Origin of the sequence: Streptomyces gottesmaniae (assembly GCF_031845845.1) — a bacterium.
GTDB classification, from domain to species: Bacteria; Actinomycetota; Actinomycetes; order Streptomycetales; family Streptomycetaceae; genus Streptomyces; species Streptomyces akebiae.
Window position 1 is genome coordinate 1 of sequence record NZ_JAVRFJ010000015.1, and the last position, 24270, is coordinate 24270.

At 70.3% G+C, this 24270-nt stretch carries 21 protein-coding genes and 1 tRNA gene; 12 read left to right on the forward strand and 10 right to left on the reverse strand.

Annotated elements, in window-relative coordinates; all coding sequences use genetic code 11:
- A partial coding sequence (locus tag RM704_RS18275; protein WP_311590841.1) for a methylmalonyl-CoA mutase family protein occupies positions 1-676 on the reverse strand: 676 nt, incomplete at its 3' end.
- Positions 677-848: 172 nt separating this feature from the next.
- Here RM704_RS18275 and RM704_RS18280 point away from each other — a divergent pair.
- From RM704_RS18280 to RM704_RS18305, 6 genes are all read left to right on the forward strand, one after another.
- A complete protein-coding gene (locus RM704_RS18280; protein ID WP_033529499.1) occupies positions 849-1109 on the forward strand; it encodes a DUF5988 family protein in 261 nt (86 codons plus the stop codon).
- Between the two features lie 196 nt (positions 1110-1305).
- Positions 1306-1923, forward strand: coding sequence for a nucleotidyltransferase family protein (locus RM704_RS18285; RefSeq protein ID WP_033529500.1), 618 nt, complete (start codon positions 1306-1308; stop codon positions 1921-1923).
- Positions 1907-2212, forward strand: a complete 306-nt coding sequence (locus RM704_RS18290; protein ID WP_311590844.1) for a hypothetical protein — start codon at positions 1907-1909, stop codon at positions 2210-2212. The genes RM704_RS18285 and RM704_RS18290 overlap by 17 nt, the downstream gene beginning before the upstream one ends.
- Positions 2209-2964, forward strand: a complete 756-nt coding sequence (locus RM704_RS18295) for a metallophosphoesterase family protein (protein ID WP_033529501.1) — start codon at positions 2209-2211, stop codon at positions 2962-2964. The genes RM704_RS18290 and RM704_RS18295 overlap by 4 nt, the downstream gene beginning before the upstream one ends.
- A gap of 121 nt (positions 2965-3085) precedes the next feature.
- Positions 3086-3505 carry a hypothetical protein gene (locus RM704_RS18300; RefSeq protein ID WP_033529502.1) on the forward strand — a complete coding sequence of 140 codons (420 nt, stop codon included), beginning with the start codon at positions 3086-3088 and terminating at the stop codon, positions 3503-3505.
- Positions 3506-3592: 87 nt separating this feature from the next.
- Complete coding sequence (locus RM704_RS18305) at positions 3593-4279, forward strand: DUF6766 family protein (protein ID WP_033529503.1); 687 nt, start codon at positions 3593-3595, stop codon at positions 4277-4279.
- A 40-nt stretch (positions 4280-4319) separates the two neighbouring features.
- Here RM704_RS18305 and RM704_RS18310 read toward each other — a convergent pair whose 3' ends face one another.
- Positions 4320-6218, reverse strand: coding sequence for an ABC transporter ATP-binding protein (locus RM704_RS18310; RefSeq protein ID WP_107072366.1), 1899 nt, complete (start codon positions 6216-6218; stop codon positions 4320-4322).
- A 152-nt stretch (positions 6219-6370) separates the two neighbouring features.
- Here RM704_RS18310 and RM704_RS18315 point away from each other — a divergent pair, with 152 nt between their 5' ends.
- From RM704_RS18315 to RM704_RS18325, 3 genes are all read left to right on the forward strand, one after another.
- A complete protein-coding gene (locus tag RM704_RS18315) occupies positions 6371-7333 on the forward strand; it encodes a lysylphosphatidylglycerol synthase transmembrane domain-containing protein (protein ID WP_033529505.1) in 963 nt (320 codons plus the stop codon).
- 268 nt (positions 7334-7601) lie between these two features.
- A complete protein-coding gene (locus tag RM704_RS18320; RefSeq protein WP_033529506.1) occupies positions 7602-8684 on the forward strand; it encodes a mechanosensitive ion channel family protein in 1083 nt (360 codons plus the stop codon).
- A 305-nt stretch (positions 8685-8989) separates the two neighbouring features.
- Positions 8990-11209 carry an NADP-dependent isocitrate dehydrogenase gene (locus RM704_RS18325; RefSeq protein WP_033529507.1) on the forward strand — a complete coding sequence of 740 codons (2220 nt, stop codon included), beginning with the start codon at positions 8990-8992 and terminating at the stop codon, positions 11207-11209.
- 78 nt (positions 11210-11287) lie between these two features.
- Here RM704_RS18325 and RM704_RS18330 read toward each other — a convergent pair whose 3' ends face one another.
- Positions 11288-12256, reverse strand: a complete 969-nt coding sequence (locus RM704_RS18330) for an alpha/beta hydrolase (RefSeq protein WP_033529508.1) — start codon at positions 12254-12256, stop codon at positions 11288-11290.
- A gap of 275 nt (positions 12257-12531) precedes the next feature.
- Between RM704_RS18330 and RM704_RS18335 the strand changes: the two genes are divergently transcribed.
- Positions 12532-12951 carry a MarR family winged helix-turn-helix transcriptional regulator gene (locus RM704_RS18335; protein ID WP_033529962.1) on the forward strand — a complete coding sequence of 140 codons (420 nt, stop codon included), beginning with the start codon at positions 12532-12534 and terminating at the stop codon, positions 12949-12951.
- A 21-nt stretch (positions 12952-12972) separates the two neighbouring features.
- On the opposite strand, the gene RM704_RS18340 is transcribed toward RM704_RS18335, so the two are convergent.
- The gene (locus RM704_RS18340) at positions 12973-13956 is read right to left on the reverse strand and encodes an aldo/keto reductase (RefSeq protein ID WP_033529509.1); all 984 of its coding nucleotides are present in this window, start codon (positions 13954-13956) and stop codon (positions 12973-12975) included.
- A gap of 194 nt (positions 13957-14150) precedes the next feature.
- Between RM704_RS18340 and RM704_RS18345 the strand changes: the two genes are divergently transcribed.
- Positions 14151-15137, forward strand: a complete 987-nt coding sequence (locus RM704_RS18345; RefSeq protein ID WP_078937269.1) for a glycoside hydrolase family 43 protein — start codon at positions 14151-14153, stop codon at positions 15135-15137.
- Positions 15138-15249: 112 nt separating this feature from the next.
- Here RM704_RS18345 and RM704_RS18350 read toward each other — a convergent pair whose 3' ends face one another.
- Positions 15250-15792: a peptidoglycan-binding domain-containing protein gene (locus RM704_RS18350; RefSeq protein ID WP_033529511.1), complete on the reverse strand. Its 543-nt coding sequence runs from the start codon at positions 15790-15792 to the stop codon at positions 15250-15252.
- Between the two features lie 269 nt (positions 15793-16061).
- Between RM704_RS18350 and RM704_RS18355 the strand changes: the two genes are divergently transcribed.
- Positions 16062-17108 carry a helix-turn-helix domain-containing protein gene (locus RM704_RS18355; protein ID WP_033529512.1) on the forward strand — a complete coding sequence of 349 codons (1047 nt, stop codon included), beginning with the start codon at positions 16062-16064 and terminating at the stop codon, positions 17106-17108.
- Between the two features lie 58 nt (positions 17109-17166).
- Here RM704_RS18355 and RM704_RS18360 read toward each other — a convergent pair.
- The 5 genes from RM704_RS18360 to RM704_RS18380 all read right to left on the reverse strand — a co-directional run bounded on the left by RM704_RS18360 (position 17167) and on the right by RM704_RS18380 (position 24126).
- Positions 17167-17240: transfer RNA gene (locus RM704_RS18360), tRNA-Pro, on the reverse strand.
- Positions 17241-17287: 47 nt separating this feature from the next.
- On the reverse strand, positions 17288-18508 hold the full coding sequence (locus RM704_RS18365) for an FxsB family cyclophane-forming radical SAM/SPASM peptide maturase (RefSeq protein ID WP_033529513.1): 1221 nt from the start codon (positions 18506-18508) through the stop codon (positions 17288-17290).
- A gap of 26 nt (positions 18509-18534) precedes the next feature.
- A complete protein-coding gene (locus RM704_RS18370) occupies positions 18535-18750 on the reverse strand; it encodes a hypothetical protein (protein ID WP_033529514.1) in 216 nt (71 codons plus the stop codon).
- 172 nt (positions 18751-18922) lie between these two features.
- On the reverse strand, positions 18923-22882 hold the full coding sequence (fxsT, locus tag RM704_RS18375) for an FxSxx-COOH system tetratricopeptide repeat protein (protein ID WP_033529515.1): 3960 nt from the start codon (positions 22880-22882) through the stop codon (positions 18923-18925).
- 35 nt (positions 22883-22917) lie between these two features.
- The gene (locus RM704_RS18380; protein WP_192829749.1) at positions 22918-24126 is read right to left on the reverse strand and encodes a TIR-like protein FxsC; all 1209 of its coding nucleotides are present in this window, start codon (positions 24124-24126) and stop codon (positions 22918-22920) included.
- Positions 24127-24270: the final 144 nt, after the last annotated feature.

The following is a 24270-nucleotide window of genomic DNA, read 5'->3' on the forward strand; positions in this document are numbered from 1 at the left end:
CCTGCACCGGCGAGGCACCCGCCTCCGCCATGTGGTACCCCGAGATCGAGATCGTGTTCCACCTCGGCATCTCCACCCGGCAGTACCGAAAAATGTCCGCGATCAGCCGCAGCGACGGCCTCGGCGGGAAGATGTACGTCCCGCGCGCGATGTACTCCTTCAGCACATCGTTCTGGACCGTGCCCGTCAGCCGACCGGCGCCCACCCCCTGCTCCTCCGCCACGATCTGGTACATCAGCAGCAGCACCGCCGCCGGCGCGTTGATCGTCATCGACGTGGAGACCCTGTCCAGCGCAATACCGCCGAACAGCACCCGCATGTCCTCCACCGAATCGATCGCCACCCCCACCTTGCCGACCTCACCGTGCGCGATCGGCGCGTCGGAGTCATGACCCATCTGCGTCGGCAGATCGAACGCCACCGACAAACCCGTCGTCCCGTCGGCGATCAGCTGCCGGTACCGGGCATTGGACTCCACCGCCGTACCGAAACCCGCGTACTGACGCATCGTCCACGGCCGCCCCGTGTACATCGACCGGTACACCCCACGCGTGAAGGGATACCCCCCGGGCTCCCCCAGCCTCTCCGCCGGATCCCAGCCCTCCAACACCTCCGGCCCGTACACCGGCTCGATCGGCAGCCCGGACTCCGACTCGCGCACGACTGTCTCCTTCACGTCTGCCGCATTGATCCGACGATAGGGAGGCGGATTCTGCCGTGCGTACCCCTAGACCCCCCTCAAGCCCTCGGGGCCGGTAGCGGTCCAACGGGCCCATCTATAGGGGAACTTCAGGGGTGTCCGAGGAAGGTGGTCCGACGAAGAATCGGTGCGAGACGAGAGGAGGCCCATGCGTAGAGTCACCCACGATTCCTCCGCCACCGCGCTGAGCTCCGTACAGCTGGAGGGCGGTCCCCACGAGTTGTCCGGGACGGTCGAGCTCACCGAACTGGACGAGGTGATCTTCTCCGACGAGAAGATCAAGATCCGCTACGGCAATGGCTACGAACACTTCGAGACCGTCCGCCCGGCGCCGCCGAGGACCGGCGACGGTGAGGGATCCGAGAACATCACGTTCCGGTGGGTCGGGCGTACCCAGATCGCCGAGTAGGCACAGCCCTCGGAACGTGTCCCGGACCCGCAGCACTGTGTCCCGCCCCCTCCGCGGTGGACACAGTGCTGTGGGTCCGGGACACGTTCGTCGCCCTGCCCGAACGCCGTCTTTTCTGACCTGTGGTGATGACGCAGGGTGAGAGCGCGCACGCGTACGTCTGGCCATCGGCCGGGGTCGCACTATCGTGGAAGGCATGGGCGATCTCGCCGAGCCGGACGACGACGGGCTCCCTCCCGACCGGACCCAGGCCATCCTCGAAGCGGCCAAGGAGGTCGCTTCGCTGCTCAAGGCCGGTGGGCATACCTTCGCGCTGGCGGGCGGCGTCGCGGTGTACGCCCACGGCGGCCCGGGGACGCTCCAGCACGACGTCGACTTCTGTGTGCTGCCGGAGGACATCGAGGCGGTCACCGGCACCCTGGAGGCCGCGGGACTGACCGTGGTCGAGCCGCCCGAGGACTGGCTGCTGAAGACCCGGAGCCACGGCCAGGAGGTCGACCTGATCTTCCGGCTGTCCCGGGCCCCGGTCAGCCGCGAACTGCTGGACCGGGCGGAGGCGCTGTCGGTCCAGTCCGTGTGGATGCCCGTGCTGGCGGCGACGGATCTGCTCGTCGGGCGTCTTCTGGCGTTCTCCGAGCACTACTGCGACTTCGGTGCGGTGCTGCCGATCGCCCGTACCCTGCGCGAGAAGATCGACTGGGACCGGGTGCGGCACGAGTGCGGTGCCGAGCCGATGCCGGCCGCCTTCCTTTTCCTGCTGGAGCGCCTCAACGTGATCGAGCCGGAGGAGACCGGCGATGGCGACAGGACATGACCACCCGCCGGCGGACGGCCCGGGGCACCGCGCCCCACACCCGCCGGCGCACACCGAGTACCGCATAGCCCATCTGGAGGAGCGGCTCGCCCAGAGCGTTCTGGCCGAACTCGGGATGCGGATCGAGGCGCGAGGCGACGCCGTGCACATCACCGGCACGGCGTCCACCGCGGCCGATCGTGAGGCGATCCTGCGTCTCGCGGCGGAGGAGCTGCCGGGTGTGCCCGTGCGGGCCGACATCACACTGGCCGACGTCACCGCGCCGGACCGTCCCGAGGAGCTGTCGTGATCCGGGTAGCGGCCGTCGGGGACATCCACCTGGGGCCGGACAGCCGGGGTCTGCTCCGCCCGGCGTTCGACACCCTGCCCGACCACGCCGACCTCCTGCTGCTCGCCGGGGACCTGACCCGGCACGGCACCCCGGAGGAGGCGCGGGTCGTCGCCGACGAGGTGGCCGGGCTGCCGGTGCCCGTGGTCGCCGTCCTCGGGAACCACGACCATCACGCCGAGCGGCCCGAGGACGTGACGGCCGTACTGCGGGACGCGGGTGTGACCGTGCTGGAGGGTGAGGGAACCGTCGTCCGGGTCGGCGGAGTACGGGTCGGGGTCGCCGGGACGAAGGGGTTCGGCGGCGGCTTCGCCGGGCGCAGCGGCAGCGAGTTCGGCGAACCCGAGATGAAGGCCTTCGTCCGTCACACCCGGGGGCTCGCGGACGGGCTGCGCCGCGCGTTGGACGCGCTGGCGGAGGACGGCTGCGGGGTCCGTATCGCGCTCACCCACTTCTCCCCCGTTCCGGACACGCTCGTCGGGGAGCCGCTGGAGATCTATCCCTTCCTGGGCAGTTACCTGCTGGCCGAGGCGATGGACGAGTCCGGCGCCGACCTCGCCGTGCACGGCCACGCGCACCTGGGCACCGAACACGGGATCACCAGCGGTGGGGTGCGGGTGCGCAATGTAGCCCAGCCCGTGATCCGGCGTGCCTTCGCCGTGTACGGGCTGCCGGTGGACGGGGGCCGCGGGGCGGGCGGGGAGGGTTCGTAGCACCGGTTGCCCCGGCCGGGGGACCGTGGGCCGGGCCTGTCGCGCGGCACCCGGGCGTGAGCCGGACGGCGGGGTTACCGTCCGTCGACATGTGCGCGGACGGCCGAAGGGGAGGTCCCGGATGCACTGGCGGTGGCGATGGGGGGTCGCGGCGGGTGCCGTCCTGCTGCTGACGACGGGTTGCGGGTCGGTCGAGCAGCGGCGTACGGGGGCCCGGGACGCGGCCGTCGACTTCGAGCGGGCGCTGGGCGCGCAGGACGGGGTCGCCGTGTGCGCGGTGCTCGCGCCGGGTGTCCGGGACGAGGTCGAGCAGTCCTCGGGGACGCCGTGCGAGGAGGCTGTCCTGGAGGAGGACGTTCCGTTCGTCGCGGCGGCCGAGGACGAGGTCGAGGGCGTCGATGTCGCCGGTCGCCAGGCCCGGGTGCGGTTCTCGGCGGACACCTTGTTCCTGTCGCGGTTCTCGGGTGGCTGGAAGGTCGTCGCAGCCGGCTGCACCCCCCGTCCGGAGCGGCCCTACCGGTGTGTGCTGAAGGGTGGGTGAGGACGTCGTGCGCGTCATGTTCGCCCTGTGCCTGCTGGTGATCGCGGCCGGTCTGGCCTACTGCATCGCGTTGGGGGTGTTGCATCGATGACGGGCTCCGTACGGCGGTTCGTGCGGGACAACGGCCTGGGGCTCGTCTTCCTGACGCTGTTCGTCCTCGCCCTGGTCGGTCAGGCGATCGCAGGTCACGCCGACTTCGACAACCGGCTCGCGGCGGAGGACCTGCAGCAGATCTCGCTCGGCGAGTACGTGACGTCGTCCGACTTCGCGGTCGACGTGATGGAGAACTGGCAGTCCGAGTACCTGCAGTTCTTCCTGTACGTCTTTCTGACGGTGTGGCTGGTGCAGCGCGGCTCACCGGAGTCCAAGCGCCCGGGCGACGTGGGGGTGGAGTCGGACGAGCAACAGCGGGTGGGGCCGCACGCCCGCCCGGACTCCCCCCGTTGGGCGGCGTCCGGCGGCCTGCGTCTGAAGGTGTACGCGAGTTCGCTGGGATATGTGATGGGAGCCGTGTTCGTACTGTCGTGGCTGGCCCAGTCGATCACGGGTGTGGCGGCGTACAACGAGGAACAGCTGCGCGGGCTCCAGGCTCCCGACAGCTGGCCCGAGTACCTCGTCTCGGCCGACTTCTGGAACCGTACGCTGCAGAACTGGCAGTCCGAGTTCCTCGCCATCGCCTCCATGGCGATCCTCTCGATCTATCTGCGCCAGCGCGGTTCCCCGGAGTCCAAGCCGGTCGGGGCCTCCCACTCGGCGACCGGTGTGGAGGGCTGAACCCCGGGAGACCGCACGGGTTCCGTCGCCTGTCGCGGCACTAGGCCACCGCGACCGGTGCTTCCGCCCCGGGTTCGTGCGTCGTCGACCTCTCGAACTGGGTCCGGTACAGCTCCGCGTACCGTCCGCCCGCCGCGAGCAGTTCCTCGTGCCGGCCCCGCTCCACGATCCGGCCCGCCTCGACGACGAGGATCTGGTCGGCGGTGCGTACGGTCGACAGGCGGTGGGCGATGACCACGGCGGTCCTGCCCTCCAGCGCCTCCGTGAGGGCTTCCTGTACGGCGGCCTCCGAGGTGTTGTCGAGGTGGGCGGTGGCCTCGTCGAGGATCACGACGCGTTGGCGGGCCAGGAGCAGCCGGGCGATCGTCATGCGCTGGCGTTCGCCGCCGGAGAGCCGGTAGCCGCGTTCGCCGACGACGGTGTCGAGCTCGTCGGGCAGGGCGCGTACGAGGTCGTCGAGGCGGGCGCGGCGCAGGACGTCCCACAGGTCGTCGTCCGTGGCGTCGGGGCGGGCGAGGAGCAGGTTGGCGCGGACGGTGTCGTGGAAGAGGTGGCCGTCCTGGGTGACCATGCCGAGGGTGCCGCGCAGCGATGCCGCGCTGAGGTCGCGTACGTCGACGCCGCCGATGCGGACCGTGCCCGCGTCCGCGTCGTAGAGCCGGGGCAGCAGTTGGGCGACGGTGGACTTGCCGGCGCCCGAGGAGCCGACGAGGGCGACGGTCTGGCCGGGTTCGGCGCGGAAGGAGACGCCGTGCAGGACCTCGGTGCCGCCCCGGGTGTCGAGGGAGGCCACCTCCTCCAGTGAGGCGAGGGAGACCTTGTCGGCGGACGGGTAGCCGAAGCGGACGTCGTCGAACTCGACGGCCACCGGGCCCTCGGGGACCTCGCGGGCGTCCGGTTTCTCCTCGATGAGCGGCTTGAGGTCCAGGACCTCGAAGACGCGCTCGAAGCTCACCAGGGCGCTCATGACCTCGACGCGTGCCCCGGCCAGCGCGGTCAGCGGTGCGTACAGCCGGGTCAGCAGCAGGGCCAGGGACACGATCGCGCCCGCCTCCAGGGCGCCTCGCAGCGCGAACCAGCCGCCGAGGCCGTACACCAGGGCGAGCGCGAGGGCCGAGACGAGGGTGAGGGCGGTGATGAACGCCGACTGTGCCATCGCCGTACGGATGCCGATGTCCCGTACCCGGCGGGCCCGTTCGGCGAACTCGGCGGATTCGTCGTCGGGCCGGCCGAAGAGCTTGACGAGGGTGGCGCCGGGGGCGGAGAAGCGCTCGGTCATCCGGGTGCCCATGGCCGCGTTGAGGTCGGCCGCCTCCCGCTGCAGCCGGGCCATGCGCCGGCCCATGCGGCGGGCGGGGATCACGAAGACGGGCAGCAGGACGAGGGAGAGCAGGGTGATCTGCCAGGAGAGGGTGAGCATCACGGCGAGGGTGAGCAGCAGGGTGACGATGTTGCCGACCACCCCGGACAGGGTGTTGCTGAAGGCGCGTTGGGCGCCGATGACGTCGTTGTTGAGACGACTGACGAGCGCTCCCGTACGAGTACGTGTGAAGAACGCGACCGGCATGCGCTGCACATGATCGAAGACGGCGGTTCGCAGATCGAGGATGAGACCCTCGCCGAGGGTCGCCGACAGGCGTCGGGCCAGGAGGCCGAGCGCCGCCTCGGCGACGGCGATGACGGCGATGAGCACGGCAAGGCGGACGACGACTTCCTCGTCCCCGTCCGAGACGATCACGTCCACGACGTTCCCCGCGAGCACCGGCGTCGCCACGGCGAGCAGCGCGGTCACGACGCTGAGGCCGACGAACCACGCGATACGGCGACGATGTGGACGGGCGAAGGTGCCGATACGCCGTAGCGTGGTCCGGGCTAGGGGGCGGCTGTGCTGCTGGGCGGTCATCATGCCCTGCAGCTGGGTCCAGGCGGTGGTCTCCATACTCATGCGGACGACGCTAGAACCTCGACCAAGCTTGAGGTCAAATGTATTTCGGCGCACGCCGGAGTGCGGGGTGGAAGTCCGCCACCGGTCAGCGGCCGTCCCCGCGCCCGCAACCCGCTGTTGGCCGGGCGCGGAGAGCCTCTTCCGGTGTGACAGCGACCCAGCTTCCCCGACCACTCACCAGGCGCGTTCCGGTACGGCGGATCCTCTGTCTGCTCCCCCTCGCACTGGTCCTGGTGGTGGCGGTGCGGCACCGTTCCGTGCTCGTCGAGGGCTTCGCCCAGCTGGCCACCGCGCGGTGGCCGTGGCTGGCCGCGGCGGTCGGTGTGACGTGTCTGACCTGGGTCGCGGCGGCTGTGACCCGGCAGGGGGCGCTCGTCGAGCGGCTGCCCGTGCGGCGGTTGCTGGCCACCCAGTTCGCGGCGGGCGCGGCGAATCACCTGCTGCCGACGGGGCTGGGCGCGAGTGCGGTGAACCTGCGGTTCATGATGGTGTGCGGGGTGTCGGCGGCTCGTTCGTCGGCGGCGCTCACGCTGTATCTGCTGGCGGAGTCCGTCGCACGGGTCGGCCTGCTGCTGGCCCTGCTGGTGGCGTTCCCGCGGGCGCTGCGTCTCGGCCCGCTGCTGCCCGTCGGCACGTCGACTCCCCTGCTCGTCACGGCCGTCGTCGTCGGGTGCGGCGCCGTGGCCGTGGTGTTGCTGGTACGACGGCTGCGTGCGGCCGTGTTCGGTTTCGTACGCACCGCGCTGGGCGAGGCCCGAGCGGTGCACACGCGCCCGGCGCGGGTGCTGGCGCTGTGGGGTGGCTCGCTGGCGTTCCCGGCGCTCCAAGCGGGTGTCCTGGTCACCGTGGGGCTGGGGTTGGGGCTCGACATCCCGGTGACGCACATGGCGCTCGCCTATCTCGCCGCCACGGTGGCGGTCGCCCTCGTCCCCACGCCGGGCGGCCTCGGGTCGGTCGAGGCCGCGCTCGTGGTCGCCCTGGTGGCGGCCGGTGGCCCGGTGGCCGTGGCGACCGCCGTGGTGCTGGCGTTCCGGATCATCACGGTCTGGTTGCCGTTGCTGCCGGGGGCGTTGACGCTGGGTGCGCTGGTCCGGCTGAAGGTGATCTGAGGCGGAGGCCGTCCCACCGCCGAGCACATCCGGACATTCCCGGGGACACGGGGCCTGTCGTCGGCCGATCCACGCAGGTCCCGTGCCGATCAGCCGTGCGGATACGGCAGGATGAGCGGTCGCGCCGGATGTCGTACACGCGTCCGGGCAGGCGAGAACGTGCACTTCGGATTCGAGCAGGTGGCAAGGTGACGACACATCACATACGGCCCTCGGGACACGACATACGGTTCCCCGGCCGCTCCCCGCGTCCCTCGGGAGGCGAGCGATGACCCGGACCCTCACCCTCGACGACTATCTCGTGGCCGGAATCATCCTTGTCGCGGGCGTGTTGGCCGCCTTCCTGCTGCGGCTGTTGCTGCGCTGGCTCGGCGCTCACGCGACGAAGACCCGCTGGGGCGGTGACGACGTCATCGTCGACACGCTGCGCTCGCTGGTGCCCTGGAGCGCGTTCGTCGGCGGCGCGGCGGCCGCGGCGGCGGTGCTGCCGCTGACGAAGACCGTGCAGCACAACGTGAACCAGTGTCTGACGGTGCTGTTCATCCTCGTCGCCACGGTCACGGCGGCCCGGGTGATCGCCGGTCTGGTGCGTACGCTCGCGCAGTCCCGGGCCGGGGTCGCGGGCTCGGTCACGATCTTCGTGAACATCACCCGGGTCACGGTCCTCGCGATCGGTGTCCTGGTGATCCTCCAGACGCTGGGCATCCCGATCGCCCCGCTGGTCACCGCCCTCGGCGTCGGCGGTCTCGCGGTGGCCCTGGCGCTCCAGGACACCCTCGCCAACCTCTTCGCGGGCATCCACATCCTCGCCTCGAAGACGGTCCAGCCGGGCGACTACATCAAGCTGAGCAGCGGCGAGGAGGGCTATGTCGTCGACATCAACTGGCGGCAGACGACGATCAAGTCGCTCTCCAACAACCTGGTGATCATCCCCAACGGTCAGCTCGCCGGCACCAACATGACCAACTTCAACCAGCCCGAGCAGGACATGACCCTGCTGGTGCAGGTGGGCGTCGGCTACGACAGCGACCTGGAGCATGTCGAGCGGGTCACCAACGAGGTCATCGCCGAGACGATGAAGGAGGTCGAGGGCGCGGTCCCCGATCATGAGCCGGCCGTCCGGTTCCACACCTTCGGCGACTCGCGCATCGGGATGACCGTGATCCTCGGGGTCGGCGAGTTCAGCGACCAGTACCGGATCAAGCACGAGTTCATCAAGCGCCTGCACAGGCGCTATCGCGCCGAGGGCATCAGCGTGCCGGTGCCACGGCGGGCGATCACACTGCAGACGGGGGGCGGCAGCGTGGAGATCCCCCACCAGCGCGAGGCTTCGATCGAGGTCACCCCCTAGGACCCACCCCCCCGCCGCCCCTGCCCGTCCCATCCTCCAGGGGCTGCGCGCCCCTTCGCCCCCCGCGCCGAAGACTCGCGGCTCCGCCCCGGACCCCGTTCGCGCGGTTCCCCGCGACCAGCCCCCACCGGACCCGCGGACGGGGGTCGAAGGGGCGCAGCCCCTGGGGACGGGACGGGCGGGGGGCGGCGGGGGCAGAAAAGATGCGCCGTGAGCCCCCGCAGACACCGACCCCTGTCGAGTCCCTCCCCCACACGAGATATCTTGATGTCGAGCAATGTTGCAGACGTGGAGCGGAGCACCCGGTGACTGACTCGACCATCATCTACACGCACACTGACGAGGCGCCCGCCCTGGCGACCCACTCGTTCCTGCCCGTGATCAAGGCGTACGCCTCGCAGGCCGGCGTCTCCGTCGAGACCCGTGACATCTCGCTGGCCGGGCGCATCATCGCCGTCTTCCCGGAGTACCTGGAGGAGGGCCAGCGCATTCCCGACGCCCTCTCCGAGCTGGGCGAGCTGGCCAAGACGCCCGCGGCGAACATCATCAAGCTGCCGAACATCTCGGCGTCCATCCCGCAGCTGAAGGCCGCGGTCGCCGAGCTGCAGGGCCAGGGCTACGCGCTGCCGGACTACCCGGACGACCCGAAGTCCGACGAGGAGCGCGAGATCCGCGCCCGCTACGACAAGATCAAGGGTTCCGCCGTGAACCCGGTCCTGCGTGAGGGCAACTCGGACCGCCGCGCCCCCGCGTCGGTCAAGAACTACGCGAAGACCCACCCGCACCGCATGGGTGCCTGGTCCGCCGACTCCAAGACGAACGTCGCGACCATGGGCGAGAACGACTTCCGCTCCACCGAGAAGTCCGCGGTGATCTCCGAGGCCGGCTCCCTGAAGATCGAGCTGGTCGGCGACGACGGCTCCACCACCGTGCTGCGCGAGTCCGTGCCCGTCCTCGCGGGCGAGGTCGTGGACGCCTCCGTGATGCGCGTCGCCGCGCTGCGCGAGTTCCTGACCGCGCAGGTCGCCCGGGCCAAGGCCGAGGGCGTGCTGTTCTCCGTGCACCTCAAGGCCACGATGATGAAGGTCTCCGACCCGATCGTCTTCGGTCACGTGGTGCGCGCCTTCTTCCCGAAGACCTTCGCGAAGTACGGCGAGACGCTGGCCGCGGCCGGTCTGTCCCCGAACGACGGTCTGGGCGGCATCTACAAGGGCCTGGAGTCCCTGCCGGAGGGCGCCGAGATCAAGGCCTCCTTCGACGCCGAGCTCGCCGAGGGCCCGGCGCTGGCGATGGTCGACTCCGACAAGGGCATCACGAACCTGCACGTGCCGTCCGACGTCATCGTCGACGCCTCGATGCCGGCCATGATCCGCACGTCCGGTCACATGTGGGGCCCGGACGGCCAGGAGGCCGACACCCTCGCGGTGCTGCCGGACTCCTCGTACTCCGGTGTCTATCAGGTCGTCGTCGACGACTGCCGCGCCAACGGCGCCTACGACCCGTCGACCATGGGCTCGGTCCCGAACGTCGGCCTCATGGCGCAGAAGGCCGAGGAGTACGGCTCCCACGACAAGACCTTCGAGATCCCGACCACCGGCACGGTCCGCCTCGTCGACCAGGCCGGCAACGTGGTGATCGAGCAGACGGTCTCCGCCGGTGACATCTTCCGCGCCTGCCAGACCAAGGACGACCCGATCCGCGACTGGGTCAAGCTGGCCGTCACCCGTGCTCGCGCCACCGGTGACCCGGCCGTGTTCTGGCTGGACGAGACCCGCGCGCACGACGCCAACCTGATCGCCAAGGTCAACGCCTACCTGCCGGAGCACGACACCGAGGGCCTGGACATCCGCATCCTCGCCCCGGTCGAGGCCACCAAGCTGTCGGTGGAGCGCATCCGCCGCGGCGAGAACACCATCTCGGTGACCGGCAACGTACTGCGTGACTACCTCACCGACCTGTTCCCCATCCTGGAGCTGGGCACCAGCGCCAAGATGCTGTCGGTCGTCCCGCTGATGGCGGGCGGCGGCCTCTTCGAGACGGGCGCCGGCGGCTCCGCCCCGAAGCACGTCCAGCAGCTGGTCAAGGAGGACTACCTGCGCTGGGACTCGCTCGGTGAGTTCTTCGCCCTGGTGCCGTCCCTGGAGCAGTACGCGACGACCACCGGCAACGCCAAGGCCAAGGTCCTCGCCGACACCCTGGACCGCGCCACGGCGACCTTCCTCAACGAGGACAAGTCCCCCTCGCGTCGCGTCGGCGGCATCGACAACCGCGGCAGCCACTTCTACCTGTCGCTGTACTGGGCCCAGGAGCTGGCCGCCCAGACCGACGACGCCGACCTGGCCAAGGCCTTCGCCCCGCTCGCCGAGACCCTCGCGGTGAACGAGCAGAAGATCGTCGACGAGCTGATCGCCGTACAGGGCAAGCCGGCCGACATCGGCGGCTACTACCAGCCGGACCCGGCCAAGGCCGCCGCGGTCATGCGCCCGTCGGCCACCTGGAACGAGGCGCTGGCGAACTTCGCCTGAGCCATCGCCCGCGCATGACGCCGACCCCGGCCGGGACCACTCCCGGCCGGGGTCGGCCGCTTTTCCACGCCTCCGCGCTCAGGCGGTGCCGAGCGCCGTGCGCAGCGTGGTGATCGCCTGCCCGATGGCGGCCTCGGCCGCGTGCGTCCCGCGCAGGGCGTTCAGCATCACGAAGTCGTGGATGATGCCCTGGTAGCGCACCGCGGTCACCGGCACCCCCGCTTCGCGGAGCTTGTCCGCGTACGCCTCGCCCTCGTCGCGCAGGACGTCGGCCTCGGCGGTGATCACCAGGGCCGGCGGCAGCCCCTGAAGCTGCTCGGGCGTGGCGCGCAGCGGTGAGGCGGTGATCTCGGCGCGCTCCTTCTCGCTGGTCGTGTACTGGTCCCAGAACCACCGCATGGCGTCGCGCCGCAGGAAGTAGCCCTCGGCGAACCGCTGGTAGGAGCCGGTGTCGAAGGCCGCGTCGGTGACCGGGTAGAAGAGCACCTGCTGGACCAGGGGCACATCGCCTCGTTCCTTGGCCATCAGGGTCAGCGCGGCGGTCATGTTGCCGCCGACGGAGTCACCGGCCACGGCGATCCGGGTGGCGTCCAGGCCACGGCCCGCGCCCTCGGCGACGATCCAGCGGGCCACCGTGTAGTTCTGCTCGACGGCGACCGGATAACGGGCCTCGGGCGAGAGGTCGTACTCGGGGAACACGACCGCGGCCCGCGCGCCCACGGCCAGCTCGCGCACCAGCCGGTCATGGGTGTGCGCGTTGCCGAACACCCAGCCCGCGCCGTGGATGTAGAGGATCACCGGCAGCACGCCCTCGGCTCCCGCCGGGCGGACGACACGCGCCCTGACCTCGCCGGTGGGCCCTCCCGGCACGGTCACCCACTCCTCGTCCACGGCCGGCTTCGCGATGTCGCCCGACTGCACCTCGTCGACGACCTTGCGGCCCTCGACCGGCCCGAGGTCGAAGAGGTACGGCGGGTTCGCGGTCGCCTCCGCGAAGGCCGCCGCGGCGGGTTCGAGGACGGGACGGCGGTGGGTGGTCTCGGTCATGACGATCTCCTCGAAACGGGTGCCGCGGGCAGGCTTCGGCCGACGTCGTTCGCCGGGTCGGCGGCACCCCATGACAGTAGCGCGCGATTAAGTCGTGCACAACTAATACGCGCACGATCTACTATCGCTCGATCATTTCGTGCCCGATACAATGAGGGCGTCCGCGGGTAGGGTGGGAGATCGTCATGCAGAGCACGGGACCGAGGAGCGACACCGTGAGCACAGTCGGCGACATCGTGACCGCCCCGGGGGCGGACCCGGCACCGGGGCACACGCTGCTCCTGGACGACCAGCTCTGCTTCGCCCTGTACGCCGCCTCGCGCGCGGTCACGGCCCGCTACCGACCACTCCTCGACGAGCTGGGGCTGACCTATCCGCAGTACCTCGTCATGCTGGTGCTCTGGGAGCAGGACTCGATCTCCGTGCGCGACCTGGGCACGGCGCTCCAGCTGGAGTCCAGCACCCTCTCCCCGCTGCTGAAACGCCTGGAAGCCGGAGGCCTGCTGCGCCGCGAGCGCCGCACGGACGACGAGCGCTCCGTCGCCATCCGCCTCACCGACTCCGGTGCCCGGCTGGAGGAGCGGGCCCGGACCGTCCCCGTGGACATCGGCGAGGCCATGGGGCTCTCCCCCGAACAGCACAGCGTGGCCAAGCAGTTGCTGCGGCTGCTCACGGCCAACGTCAGCCGCACGTGACCGGGCCCGGGTCCCCGCGCCTCAGTACGCGGCGTCGAGCCTGACCCGCTGTTCCCGCGTCAACTCCAGCTCCACCGCGTCCAGGTTCTCCTCCAACTGCGCCACCGACGACACCCCGGCCAACGGAACGATCGGGAACCGGCCCCCCAACTGCCAGGCGAGCACGACCTGGTTGACGGTCGCGCCGGTCTCCCGCGCCACCTCGCCGAGCATCTTCGTCCGCGTGGTGGTGCCCGGATGGTCGTAGTCCGACGGCAGCCTGTCCGGCCGTACGTAACCGCCCTTGAGCAGCGGTGAGTAGGCGACCAGAGTGAGGTCGGGCTCGGCCTCCAGATAGCTCAGCAGCTCGGCGGTGGTCGCGCCGAGGGTGCCGTCCGCCCACAGGTCGTCCGGGACGTCGGTCCGTGGCCGCAGATAGCTGTGGTGGTACTGGAGCACCTCGTACCCGGGCAGACCGGCGGCGGCGGCGAGTGCGCGCGCCCGCTCCACCCGCCACACGGCGTGGTTGCTCACGCCGAGCATCCCGACCGTGCCCTCCGCGACGAGGCCCGCGAAGCCTTCGACGGTCTCCCGCAGCGGCACCGTGCGGTCCTCGATGTGGGCGTAGAGCAGGTCCAGTCGCTCCACCCCGAGCCGTTCCCGGCTGCGCTCCGCCGACTCCCGGATCACCTCGGCCGACAGGCCCTCCGCGTTGTCGACATAGCTGGTGCCGGGTGCCAGAGGCCGGGCGCCGAGCTTGGTGGCGATGACGATCTCGTCGCCGACGCCCCGGCTGCGCCGCCACCGGCCGAGCAGTTCCTCGCTCTGCCCGCCCTGCCCACCGTCGGTCCAGAAGGCGTAGTTGTCGGAGGTGTCGATGAAATTGCCACCCGCCTCGACGTAGCGGTCGAGTATCGCGAAGGACGTCCTCTCGTCCGTCCGTGAACCGAACAGCATCGCGCCCAGCGCGAGCACACTGACCTCGCGGCGGGTCCCGGGGTCACTGCCGATCGTGCGGTACCTCATGCCGTTGCCTCCAATTCCGCCCGGCTCTCGGGCCTGAACGGGAGTCTTCAACTTGAAGCGCACGCGAAGTCAACACCCTTCGCCGGACGGCCGTTCGCCGCTCGCCCGTCCCACACGTGCCACACGTTTCGTCGGACCACTACTCTTCGACCGTGACCGAACCGACGCGCCGTGCTGAGCTGCGGCTTCCCGACATGCCGCTGCACGATCCGTTCGTGGTCGCCGACGACGGGAGCCGCACGTACCACCTCTACACGTCCAACGACCCGGCCGTCTCGGGTGTGGACGGCACCGGCACGATGGTCTACCGCAGTGCCGACCTGCGGGACTGGACCCGCCCCGAGGTGGTCTTCCGGACAGCCGACCAGCACGGGATCTGGGCGAGCGACGGCGCGTGGGCGCCGGAGGTGCACGCCTGGAACGGCCGGTTCTACCTGTTCACCACACTGCACGACGAGAACAAGCCACTGAAGGTGCCGTCGGCCAACCGTTGGGGCACGCCGTTCCAGCTGCCGAACCACATGCGCGGCACGATCACGGCCGTCTCCGACTCCCTGTCGGGGCCCTTCACCGTCGTGGACCCCGAACGCCCCACCCCGCCCGCGAACTTGATGACCCTCGACGGCACGCTCTACGTCGACCCGTCCGGGCAGCCGTGGATGGTGTACGCGCACGAGTGGCTGCAGACCGTGGACGGAACCATGGAGGCGATCCGGCTGGCGCCGGACCTGACCCGGACCATCGGGGATCCGGTCCTCCTCTTCAAGGCCTCCGACGCCTCCTGGCTCACCGAGCAGATCCCGGGTGGAATGCCGCACCAGCTCGCGCCGTACATCACCGACGGTCCCCAGCTGTACCGGACGCCCGACGACTCCCTGCTGATGCTGTGGTCGACGTACGAGAAGAACGTGGCCGGCGACGACGGCACCATCAGCGGGGGTTATGTACAGACCTACGCGGTCTCCAGGTCGGGCGATCTCACGGGGCCGTGGGACCAACGACGGCCGCTGGTACGGGAGGACAGCGGCCACGGGATGCTGTTCCGCACGTTCGACGGGCAGTTGATGATGATCCTCCACCGCCCGTTCGAGAACGCCCGGGGCAAGCTCTACGAGATGCGGCTCACCGGCGACGAGCTGCGCGTGCTGCGCAGGCGTGCCGATCTCGACGGCGGCGGCTGAACCCGGCATCCCGGAGCACCGCGCATGCCCCTTCCCCCGGGAGAGGCATGCGCGGCTCGGCGTTCGCGGTCGGGACCCGGTGCGGACCGCGGCCCGGCCGGTGCGGATGGGGTCAGGTGCAGGTCAGGTAGTTGTAGCCGGCGAGACGCGTGTTGCCGTCGCCGTCGGGGAAGCTGTAGTTGCCGTCCGCGTTGCGGCTGAGGTTGAAGTCGCGCACGATCCCGTCGTAGCGCAGGTTCGCGGTCTGGCCGTCGGCGGTGCTGCCGGAGACGAAGTACAGCCACTTGTCCATGTGTCCGAAGGTCTCCTGGCCGACCGATCCGTCGACACCCAGGGCGAAGTACCTCTGGAGGGCCTCGGTCGCGGCCTTGGTGTCCGAGCCGAACCTGCCGTCGATGTCCGAGGCGGAGTCCAGGAAGCCGTCCGCCCAGAGGATCTTCTGCCAGAGGCAGGTGGCGTTGGAGTTGGTGTGGGTGCCGGTCGACAGGATGCCCTCGTTGCCCCAGTCGTCGGTGTAGGTGTCGGCACCGTAGACGTAGGCGAGCCCGCTCCATGTCCCGCTCGCGGCGGCCGGCGTGGTCCCGAGCGCGAGGGTGGCCGCGGCCACGGCGCCGACGGTGCAGGCGGCCAGCTTGAATCGCGTGCGCAAGCTCATGGGAGTCCTCTCTTCGAGCCACCGGGCCGGTGCCCGGTGAGCACCGCAGACTCTGGCGACGACGGAGCCGGCCGGGCAAGGAAAACCGCAGGTCACGGGAGAGTGAGATGCCGTCCCGCCCGCTGCCTGGGCCTTTCGCGCGGCTCTGGGACGCCGGTGGGACATCGATGGAGCGTGCATCGAACACGCACACGATGAACACAAGATGCGCACGAGGTGGAAATGGTCTAGGGTCCCCAATCCGACCGACCGATTACTAGGGGTAACCTGTGACAGCCACCGTCGATCCGGAACGATTCGCGGCGTTCCTGCGGTCGTTGAAGGAGCGGTCCGGCCTGAGTTACGAGGCGCTCGCCCAGCGCACCGGAAGCAGCAGATCGTCCCTGCACCGCTACTGCTCGGGTTCGTACGTGCCCCCGGACTACGGCCCCGTACACCGCTTCGCGTTGGTCTGCGGAGCCTCCCCGACCGAGTTACGCGAGCTGCACCGGCTCTGGGCCGTCGCCGACATGAGCCGTATGGGCGACGAGCGCGAAGGCGAGGGGGACGCCGAAGCGGAAGAGGAAGGGCAGCCTCCGGAGGCCGTACCGACAGCCGTGGCCGAAGCCGGGCCGTCAGCGGTCGGGACCGTGGCGGCGGTCACCCCCTGGCGTCGGCGTGCGCTGCCGATTCTCGGTGTGTGTTTTCTGCTGCTGGTGGTCGGCGGGACCTGGATGGCGCTGGCGACCCGTCAGCGGGCCGCCGCCGAGGACGCGGACGACGGACGGCTGTTGTTCTCCGCCGCGTGCGCGGAACCGGTCGGCATGGGACAGCACGACTCCTGCGTCGAGGAGGTGCAGCGACTGCTCGCCGACGCAGGCGCGGACCTCTCCGTGGACAGCTCCTTCGGACCGCAGACCCTGCGCCGCGTCACCGCGTTCCAGGTGCTGCACGACCTCGATCCGGACGGCGTGGTCGGCACCGAGACGAAGCGGGCGCTCTACGACCCGAAGACCCGGTTACGGAGCTGGACGCCGAAGAAGGTGCGACAACGCATCCACCAGGTGTTCGCGGAAGAGGGCGACCACGCCGTCGCGATCGCCGACTGCCAGTCCTTCCTCGACCCTCTCCACATCCTGCCGAACACCAACGGCACCAGGAACTGGGGCGTCTTCCAGATCTCCGACACCCGGCTGCGCGAACTCGGCGGCACTCCGCGCGAGGCGCTGGAGCCGGAGTGGAACATCCAGGCGGCACACCGCCTCTGGAAACGCGCGGGGAACTTCGACGACTGGCCCTACTGCGAGCGCGCGTACAAGAAGTCGAAGTCGTCCTGAACGGAAAAAGCCGTACCGGGTGGACACCGGTACGGCTTTCGACCTGCTGCTCAGCAAGTCGGGACGACAGGATTTGAACCTGCGACCCCTTGACCCCCAGTCAAGTGCGCTACCAAGCTGCGCCACGTCCCGATGCGCTTCGCACAGTGCCGTGCTCCGTGTGAACGCGCAGATGAACCCTACCTCACGCGCCCCTGCACGCCCGACAGGTGCGATGCGGACCCGGCGAGATCAGCGGCGACCCGTCGGCGGATGTGCAGGGTCAGGTCGGCCAGGTCCGCGCAGTAGACGGACGGATTGCTGAAGCCGCCGCCGGAGGCGTACCGATGGGTGTACAGGCCGCCCCCGCACACGGCGAGCAGTGGGCAGCGTCTGCAGACGGGCCCCAAGCCGTCGGCCCCCGCCTGTCGTTGGCGGATCGCGGGCTGGTCGAGGACCGCGTCGAAGCTGTCGTGGAAGACGTCGAGGCCCGTCCGGGGCGCACCGTCGTACGCGACCTTGAGGGAGTCGGACTGCTCGATGGAGCCGTCGGTCTCGATGACGGCCAGCGTCGCCGGCGCCAGACCGACCGACTCCGAGCGGGTCACACCGCCGAGGACCCCCACCATCAGCTCTTCGAAGAGCCGGATCCCCGTCTCCCGTACGGGGGCGTCGTACCAGCGGTCGAAGACGCGCCGCAGCCAGGCGGCGTACGGGGTCCGTCCCGGGTGGGTGGGCACCGCGTCGGTGCTCACGGGTGGGGTGAGGGGGACGGCGTGCCGCCGCGCCCCGAGCCCGGGAGGCGGCTCGTCCCAAGTACCGTGCGGGAGAAGGAGGTCGACGCGGGGAGGGCGTGCGGCGAGAAGGGCCTCGTACGTCTCGACGGGGTCGTTGGCCAGGTCGATCGTGCACAGCAGGCCGGTGTACAGCGGGCGGTACTCGGGCTCGTCGAGCAGGGACAGCCCTTCCAGCACGCTGCCGTGGCTACCCTCTCCCCGGGGGAAGCGCCGGTGTCGGTCGTGGGCCGCCCTGGTTCCGTCCAGGCTCACACTGACGCCGACCCGGTGGCGGCGGAGCACCTCGAGGATGTCGGGGGTGAGCAGCACACCGTTGGTCTGGACGGAGAAGCGCACCGGCACGGCGGCCTTCGCCAGCCCCTGGCCGAGGACACCGAGCAACTCCTCCAGTCGCCGGGCGCCGACCAGCAGCGGCTCCCCACCGTGCAGCACCAACCGGACATCGGGCAGGTCATGGGCCCTGGCGTGCTCGGCGACACGACGGGCCACCTGCTCGGCGACGGCCACCTCCATCATGCGGGGCTTGGCGCGCCAGCTGGTGTCGGCGGAGTGGTAGACGTAGCAGTAGTCACAGTCCAGGTTGCACCGACTGTGCAGTTTGAGGACGAACTGCCGCAAGGACACAGAAGTCGGCCGGACCGGCGGGGAGGTCACCGCATCGGCGCTTCGCACTCGAGCGAGGACTCGAACTCGGCCAGGTGCGGGACCTCCGGATGCGTGGCGTCCCGAGCGAGGCGGCGCAGTACGTGGCCGAGGACGCTGTCCTCGGCGACGGTGAGGGGGTGGTCCTCGGCAGAACCGGGCAGGCCCGCGCCGGAGAGGGCGGGGCCCGCGGGCGTTTCCGGCGAGGACAGGAAGAGTGACACCGCTCTCCTAGGGTCAAAGCTGATACGGGGCGTCCGCTCAGCGGGACATGTCCGTAACCGTGAGCGGAGGATAGCAGCGGACCAAAAGAAAACGGCAAGAATGCACACAAAGCGTCATCGAAAAAACTTCGCCGTACCGAGTTGGGTCGCATGCTGTGCAGAGGGCACCGGATCAGGTGAACGGTGGTTCAATGTCCGCGTCCAGACGCACCCCGCTGTCCACCGCCTCGTAGGTCGGGTGGTCGACGCCCAGGGTCTGGGCCGCGAGTTGCAGGGCCTCACTGTAGTGGTGCTCCGACTCCTCCGTCACACCCGCCTCGGCGAGGTCGACGGAGAGGTTGGAGCGCAGGGTGATGACGTCGTAGTGGTCGGCGCCCAGGGTCTCCCACACTCCTTCGAGGGCCTCGCGTTCGAGGGCGATGGCGGCTTCCAGTTCACCGGTGTCGACGAGGCAGTTGGCGTAGTTGATCTTCGCGTCCAGGGTGTAGGGATGCCGTTCACCGAGGGTTTCGGTCAGCGCTCTGAGAGCGCGTTCGGACGTGGCGCGGGCGGCGGCCGTGTGACCGCCCAGCCGCAGATAGATGGCCAGGTTGTTCTGACAGCCCAAGGTGTAGGGGTGGGACTCCCCCAGGGTCTGCCGCTGGCGGGCCAGGATGTGGTCGGCGTGGTCGCGGGCGCTGTCGACGTCTCCCAGGGCCGCGAGCACGTTGGCCAGGTCGGCGCGGGCGGCCAGGGTGTCCGGGTGGTCGCGGCCCCGGTCCTCCGCGTACATCAGGTGGACGGACGCGACGAGTTCGCGGGCCTCCTCGTAACGGCCTGCCCGGCGCAGTGCCACCGCGTGGTTGCGCTGTGTGGACAGGGTCTGGGCGTGCCGTGGGCCGAGCCGCTCCCACAGCGACTGGCAGGTCTCCTCCAGAAGGACCAGGGCGCCCCGCAGATCGCCGGTCTCGCGCAGGTCGCGGGCGTAGTTGGACGCGGCGCTGAGGGTGTAGATGTCGGTGGGGCCCTTGAGCGCACGACGATCGTGGAAGACCTTGTGGTGGATCGCCAGCGCCGCGCGCCGGTCACCGCACAGGTACTCCGAGACGCCGAGGTTGCTGGCGTGCATGGACAACCGGAGTTCGTCGGGACTCCAGACGGCCTTGCTGGCCTCGTAGGTGGCGCGGTCCCATTCCCGGGCCTCGGCGTAGCGGCCGAGGGCGTTGAGGTCGGCGGCCACGTTGGCGGCCGCGATCAGCGTACGGCGGCGGCCGGGGCCCATGAGCGCCGCCAGCCGCCGGTGGACGTCGAGGTCGTTGCGCCAGGCGTCGCGCGAAGCGCCCTGGGAGCGCAGGATGTTGCCGAGCTGGGTGCGCAGTTGCAGGACCTGGATGTCGTCGGGCCCCAGGCGCTCGGTCCACTCGGCGAGGACGCGTTCGGCGGTGTCCCGCCCGGAGCCCAGCAGGTTACGGCGCCACAGACAGCGCACTGTGTGGATGATCCACTGCTGCACCTCGGGGTCGTCGCTGCGTGTCGCCCGGCTGGGCCACAGATGCGGCAACAACTGCGCGTAGCGCGGCCAACTCTCGGGCGCACCAGGTGACTTGGGGTTTCCGGCGGCGAGCGCGGAGTGCACCACGGCACGCAGTCGCAGGCGTCGCTCCAGGGGCAGCGAGTGGCGGATCTCGGCCTGGACGAGGCGGTGGACGACGAGCGTGCCCTCCTCCGGGTCCGCCTGCGCCAGTCCGAACCGGTTGATCTCCTGGAAGACCTCGCTGATGGTCACCTCGTCCCGTGGTTCGTCCTCGTCGAGCGTGAGGGCGTCCATCAGAGAACGGGTGTAGAGCAGGTCCATGGGGATGGGGTCGGCTCCGAAGAAGGAACAGATCTCCAACAGGTCGGCCGCGGCGGGACTGTTGGCTCGAATCTCCTCCAACGACACCAGCCAGCCCGCCATTTCCAGCGAACGTCTCTCGGTGCGCTTGAGCAGTTCGGTCGTCTGGGTGCGCAGCAGATGCAGATACCGGTCGACCGGCATCGCCGTGGCGCTCAGCCACACCGCGGCCTGGTGGACGGCGAGCGGGAGGTCCCCGAGTTCATGGGCGATCTGCTGGGTGCTGTCGGGATCGAGGCCCGGGTTGTGCCGGCCGAGGAGGGTCACGCTCTCGGCCCGGCTGAACACCTCCACCGGCAGCACCTGTCCCACGTCCTCCCAGGTGCGGTCACGGGAGGTGACGAGCACGTGCCCGCCGCGCGGTGTCCCGGTGGGGAGCCACTCGGCCGTCTCGCCGGGCGGGCCCGCGCTGTCGAAGACGAGCAACCAGTTGCGGTACGGCGTGCCGCCGGAGAGGGCCCGGAGCACCCGCTGGGCGGTGAGCGCGGTGTCCTCCCCGTGCTCCAGGCCCAGTTGGGGTGCGAGCCGCGCCAACTCGGAAGCGATGACGGTCGGTTCGGCCGCCGGTACCCACCACACCACGTCGTAGGAACCGCGATGGCGGTAGGTGTACTCCAGTGCCGTCTGTGTCTTGCCGACCCCGCCCAGGCCCACGAGGATTTGTGGCGTCGAGGCGTTCTCGGTGGAGGTCAGCCGGTCCCTCAGCTGGCGCAGCAGGGCGTTGCGGCCGGTGAAGCCGACGCTCCTCGGTGACGGCAGCGACTCGACGGGCGGGTTCGTGCCCGGGTAACGCGGCGGCTCCGGTGTCAGTTGGGCGGGTGTGCCGCGCGCCGGGGTCGGCGCCGAGGGCGGCGGGCCGACGCTCTGCCGCAGGCGGCGTACCGCGTTCACCGCGGAGAGGTGGGCGATGCCGGGGGCCGCCGCGCGATCGAAGGGCGGCTCCAGGGTCCGCTCGCCGCCGTGAACACGGACCGCGACCAGTTCGGGGGCGAGCGCGCGTTCCCTGCCGGTCAGTGCGCGCCACAGAGCGGCGGCCTGCGGCACCGCCACGTAATCCTCCGACAGCAGGGCGAGGATCCTGCCCTCCTCCGCCAGGGCCCGCACCACCTCCGGAGCGGTCTCGCCCGGCTTGGTGTCGGTGATGTCGTGCAGGGTGACCCGGAAACCGGCGGACTCCAGGTGCCAGGCGGCCCACTCCGCCCAGATCCGGTCCTCCGGTGCGTGACTGACGAAGAGACAGGCACTGACGGCCCTGCTCTTGTTCATGTAGGCGGTCAGCAGTCGCTGGCGCTCCTCGTCCGGCAGGGGAACGCCGCGCCGGACCTCGCCGTCGGTGAGCCAGTCCGTCAGCCGCTCGCAGGCCTTGAGCACGGTGCCTTCCTGTAACGGCCGGTCACCGACGGGGGCGACGATCTCCTCGTAGGCGTAGAAGGTCTTGTAGGGGATCTCCACGTCGCCCCAGTACCGTTCGACCCTGCTCTCCTCCATCCATGACAGGTGGCCGCCGAAGACCTCCCGGGCACGGTCGCGGCTGATCTCCAGCCGCTCCCGCTCCGCGTCCTCCACCCGCATGGGCACCGGCAGCACGCGTACCGGCCGTCGGGCGCCCTTGGCCACCGCACGGGCGACCTGCGCGGAGCCCCGGATGTTCTGCACGTTGTAGACGAAGCCCAGGACGAGGTGGTCGGGGAGCAGGACCGTGCAGATGCCCGAGCTGTCGGTGACGCCCGTACGGCTGTCGATCAGGACGTAGTCGTAGTGCGCGGCCATTTCCTCGCGCAGCTCCAACAGGAACGATCCGCCGCCGAGTCGTCCGTAGAAGGCGTGCCAGTCGAAGGTGGTGACGGAGTCGGAGTAGGCGGCGTTCTGCCGGCCGGCGGGCAGGAAGTCCAGGCGTCCGCCGCTGGAGAACTTCAGGTCGAGGCCGACGACGTACGGCGTGAGGTCCAGTGTCCGGCGGAACCAGCCCTCGTCCTGCGGGGCCTCCTCGCGCCCGGGCAGCAGCACCGCCTGCTGGTAGGCGCGCAGCAGATCGATCAGCCCGTCGGTGTCGCGCAGTTCCGGGTCGGTGAGCAGCGGATGGAAGTAGCTGTGCAGGCCCGGGGCCTCCAGGTCCCAGTCGACGGCCAGCACCCGTTTGCCCCGGCTGGCCAGGATCCACGCCACGTTCGCCAGGGCCATCGTGCGGCCGACGCCGCCCTTGAACGAGTAGAAGGTGACGACCTGGCCTCGGCCGTGGGGTGCGCTGGATGTGCTCATCCGACTCTCCTGGGCAGTCGTGGTCGGGCGGGCGGTCAGAGCCGGGGCATGGACGGGGGTGGCGCTCCCGGCGGAAGGCGCCGGACCTGGCCGCTGGCGGCGATCCGGTTCTGGGTGACGGCCACCGCCCGGGCCAGCATGTCGTCGAATTCGTGCTGGTCCACGGGCGCCCAGAACACGGGGTCGTGGGGGTCGTTGCGGCGCATCCAGTTCCGTTCGAAGACCGCCTGGACCGCGTCCCACAGGGCCGCGTTGTCCGTCCCCGACTCCCTGTCGTGCTCGTGGCAGGGCACGAGGACGGCGGTCGTCGGGTGGTGCAGCGCGTCGTACCGGACGAGCGCCCCCCGGTACGGGGCCTCGCGCGCCGACCAGGCGTCCACGAGCAGGACACAGACCTGGTTGAGGAGACGGGCCCGGTTCAGGTGGCGGATGAGCTGGGGGCTCACCGCCTCCACGCTCGCGGTGTGTCCGTCACCGGTGATGACCCGCTGAGCGCGCTCCACCACCGTCGGAGCGCGCGGCGGGCTGTAGGGCGCCCACAGCCACGGCGCCTCGCCGTAGTAGGTGGTGTGCGAACGTCCCACCGGGGGCTGTGACTTGGTGCAGGCCGCGACGAATATCCGGACGTGGCCGGTGAGTTCCGGTTCCTCGTTGACGGGAAAACAGCCCCGGACGGTCGAGAGGTCGAAGGCGGGCGGCTCGTCGACGGGCAGGTTGAAGGGATCGGCGGCCTTGCGCACACGGCGGGCCAACTCCTCGACGACATGCCGGTACGCGGGGCCACCGGGGTCCGACTGCATCAGTTGCAGCAGCCCGTGCCGCAGGTAGTCCTCCCCGAGACCCGGTTCCGTGTACTGGACGGCTCTGACCTCGGCGGGCATCCTGCGCTGCGGCACCGGCTCCCAGAGCACCGGGACCAGGGCGCGCGGCTGCACGGAGGTCATCTCTTGGTAGCGTCTGACCCGTTCGGCGAAGTGGGTCCACTCCTTGCCGCAGTACTCACTGCGGAAGTACGCCGGGGAGTACAGCGCGACCATCGCCCTGCACGAGCCGACGGCCCGGCTCAGCTCCAGCAGCCAGTCGTCGCCGAGCATGATGTTCTCCACGTCGCGGAAGGTGGGCTGCCGGGACGACACCGTCCCCGGCAGGTCGAGCGCCGTCAGCAGGTCGTTGTAGAACCGCCCCACATACGCCGCCCGGTCGTCCCGCCTGGCGTAACTGAGAAAGAAATACGGCTGATCCAAGGCGCCCCCCAGCATGCCGCGCCGCACCGACGGCACGGGGGTCCTACCCGGCTGCCGCCGATCTCAGACATACGGGCGACCGTCGAGTGAACACCCGGCCGCGAAGCCGTGGCCGGGAAGCCCTGCGGGCAGCCGCAGGGCTCT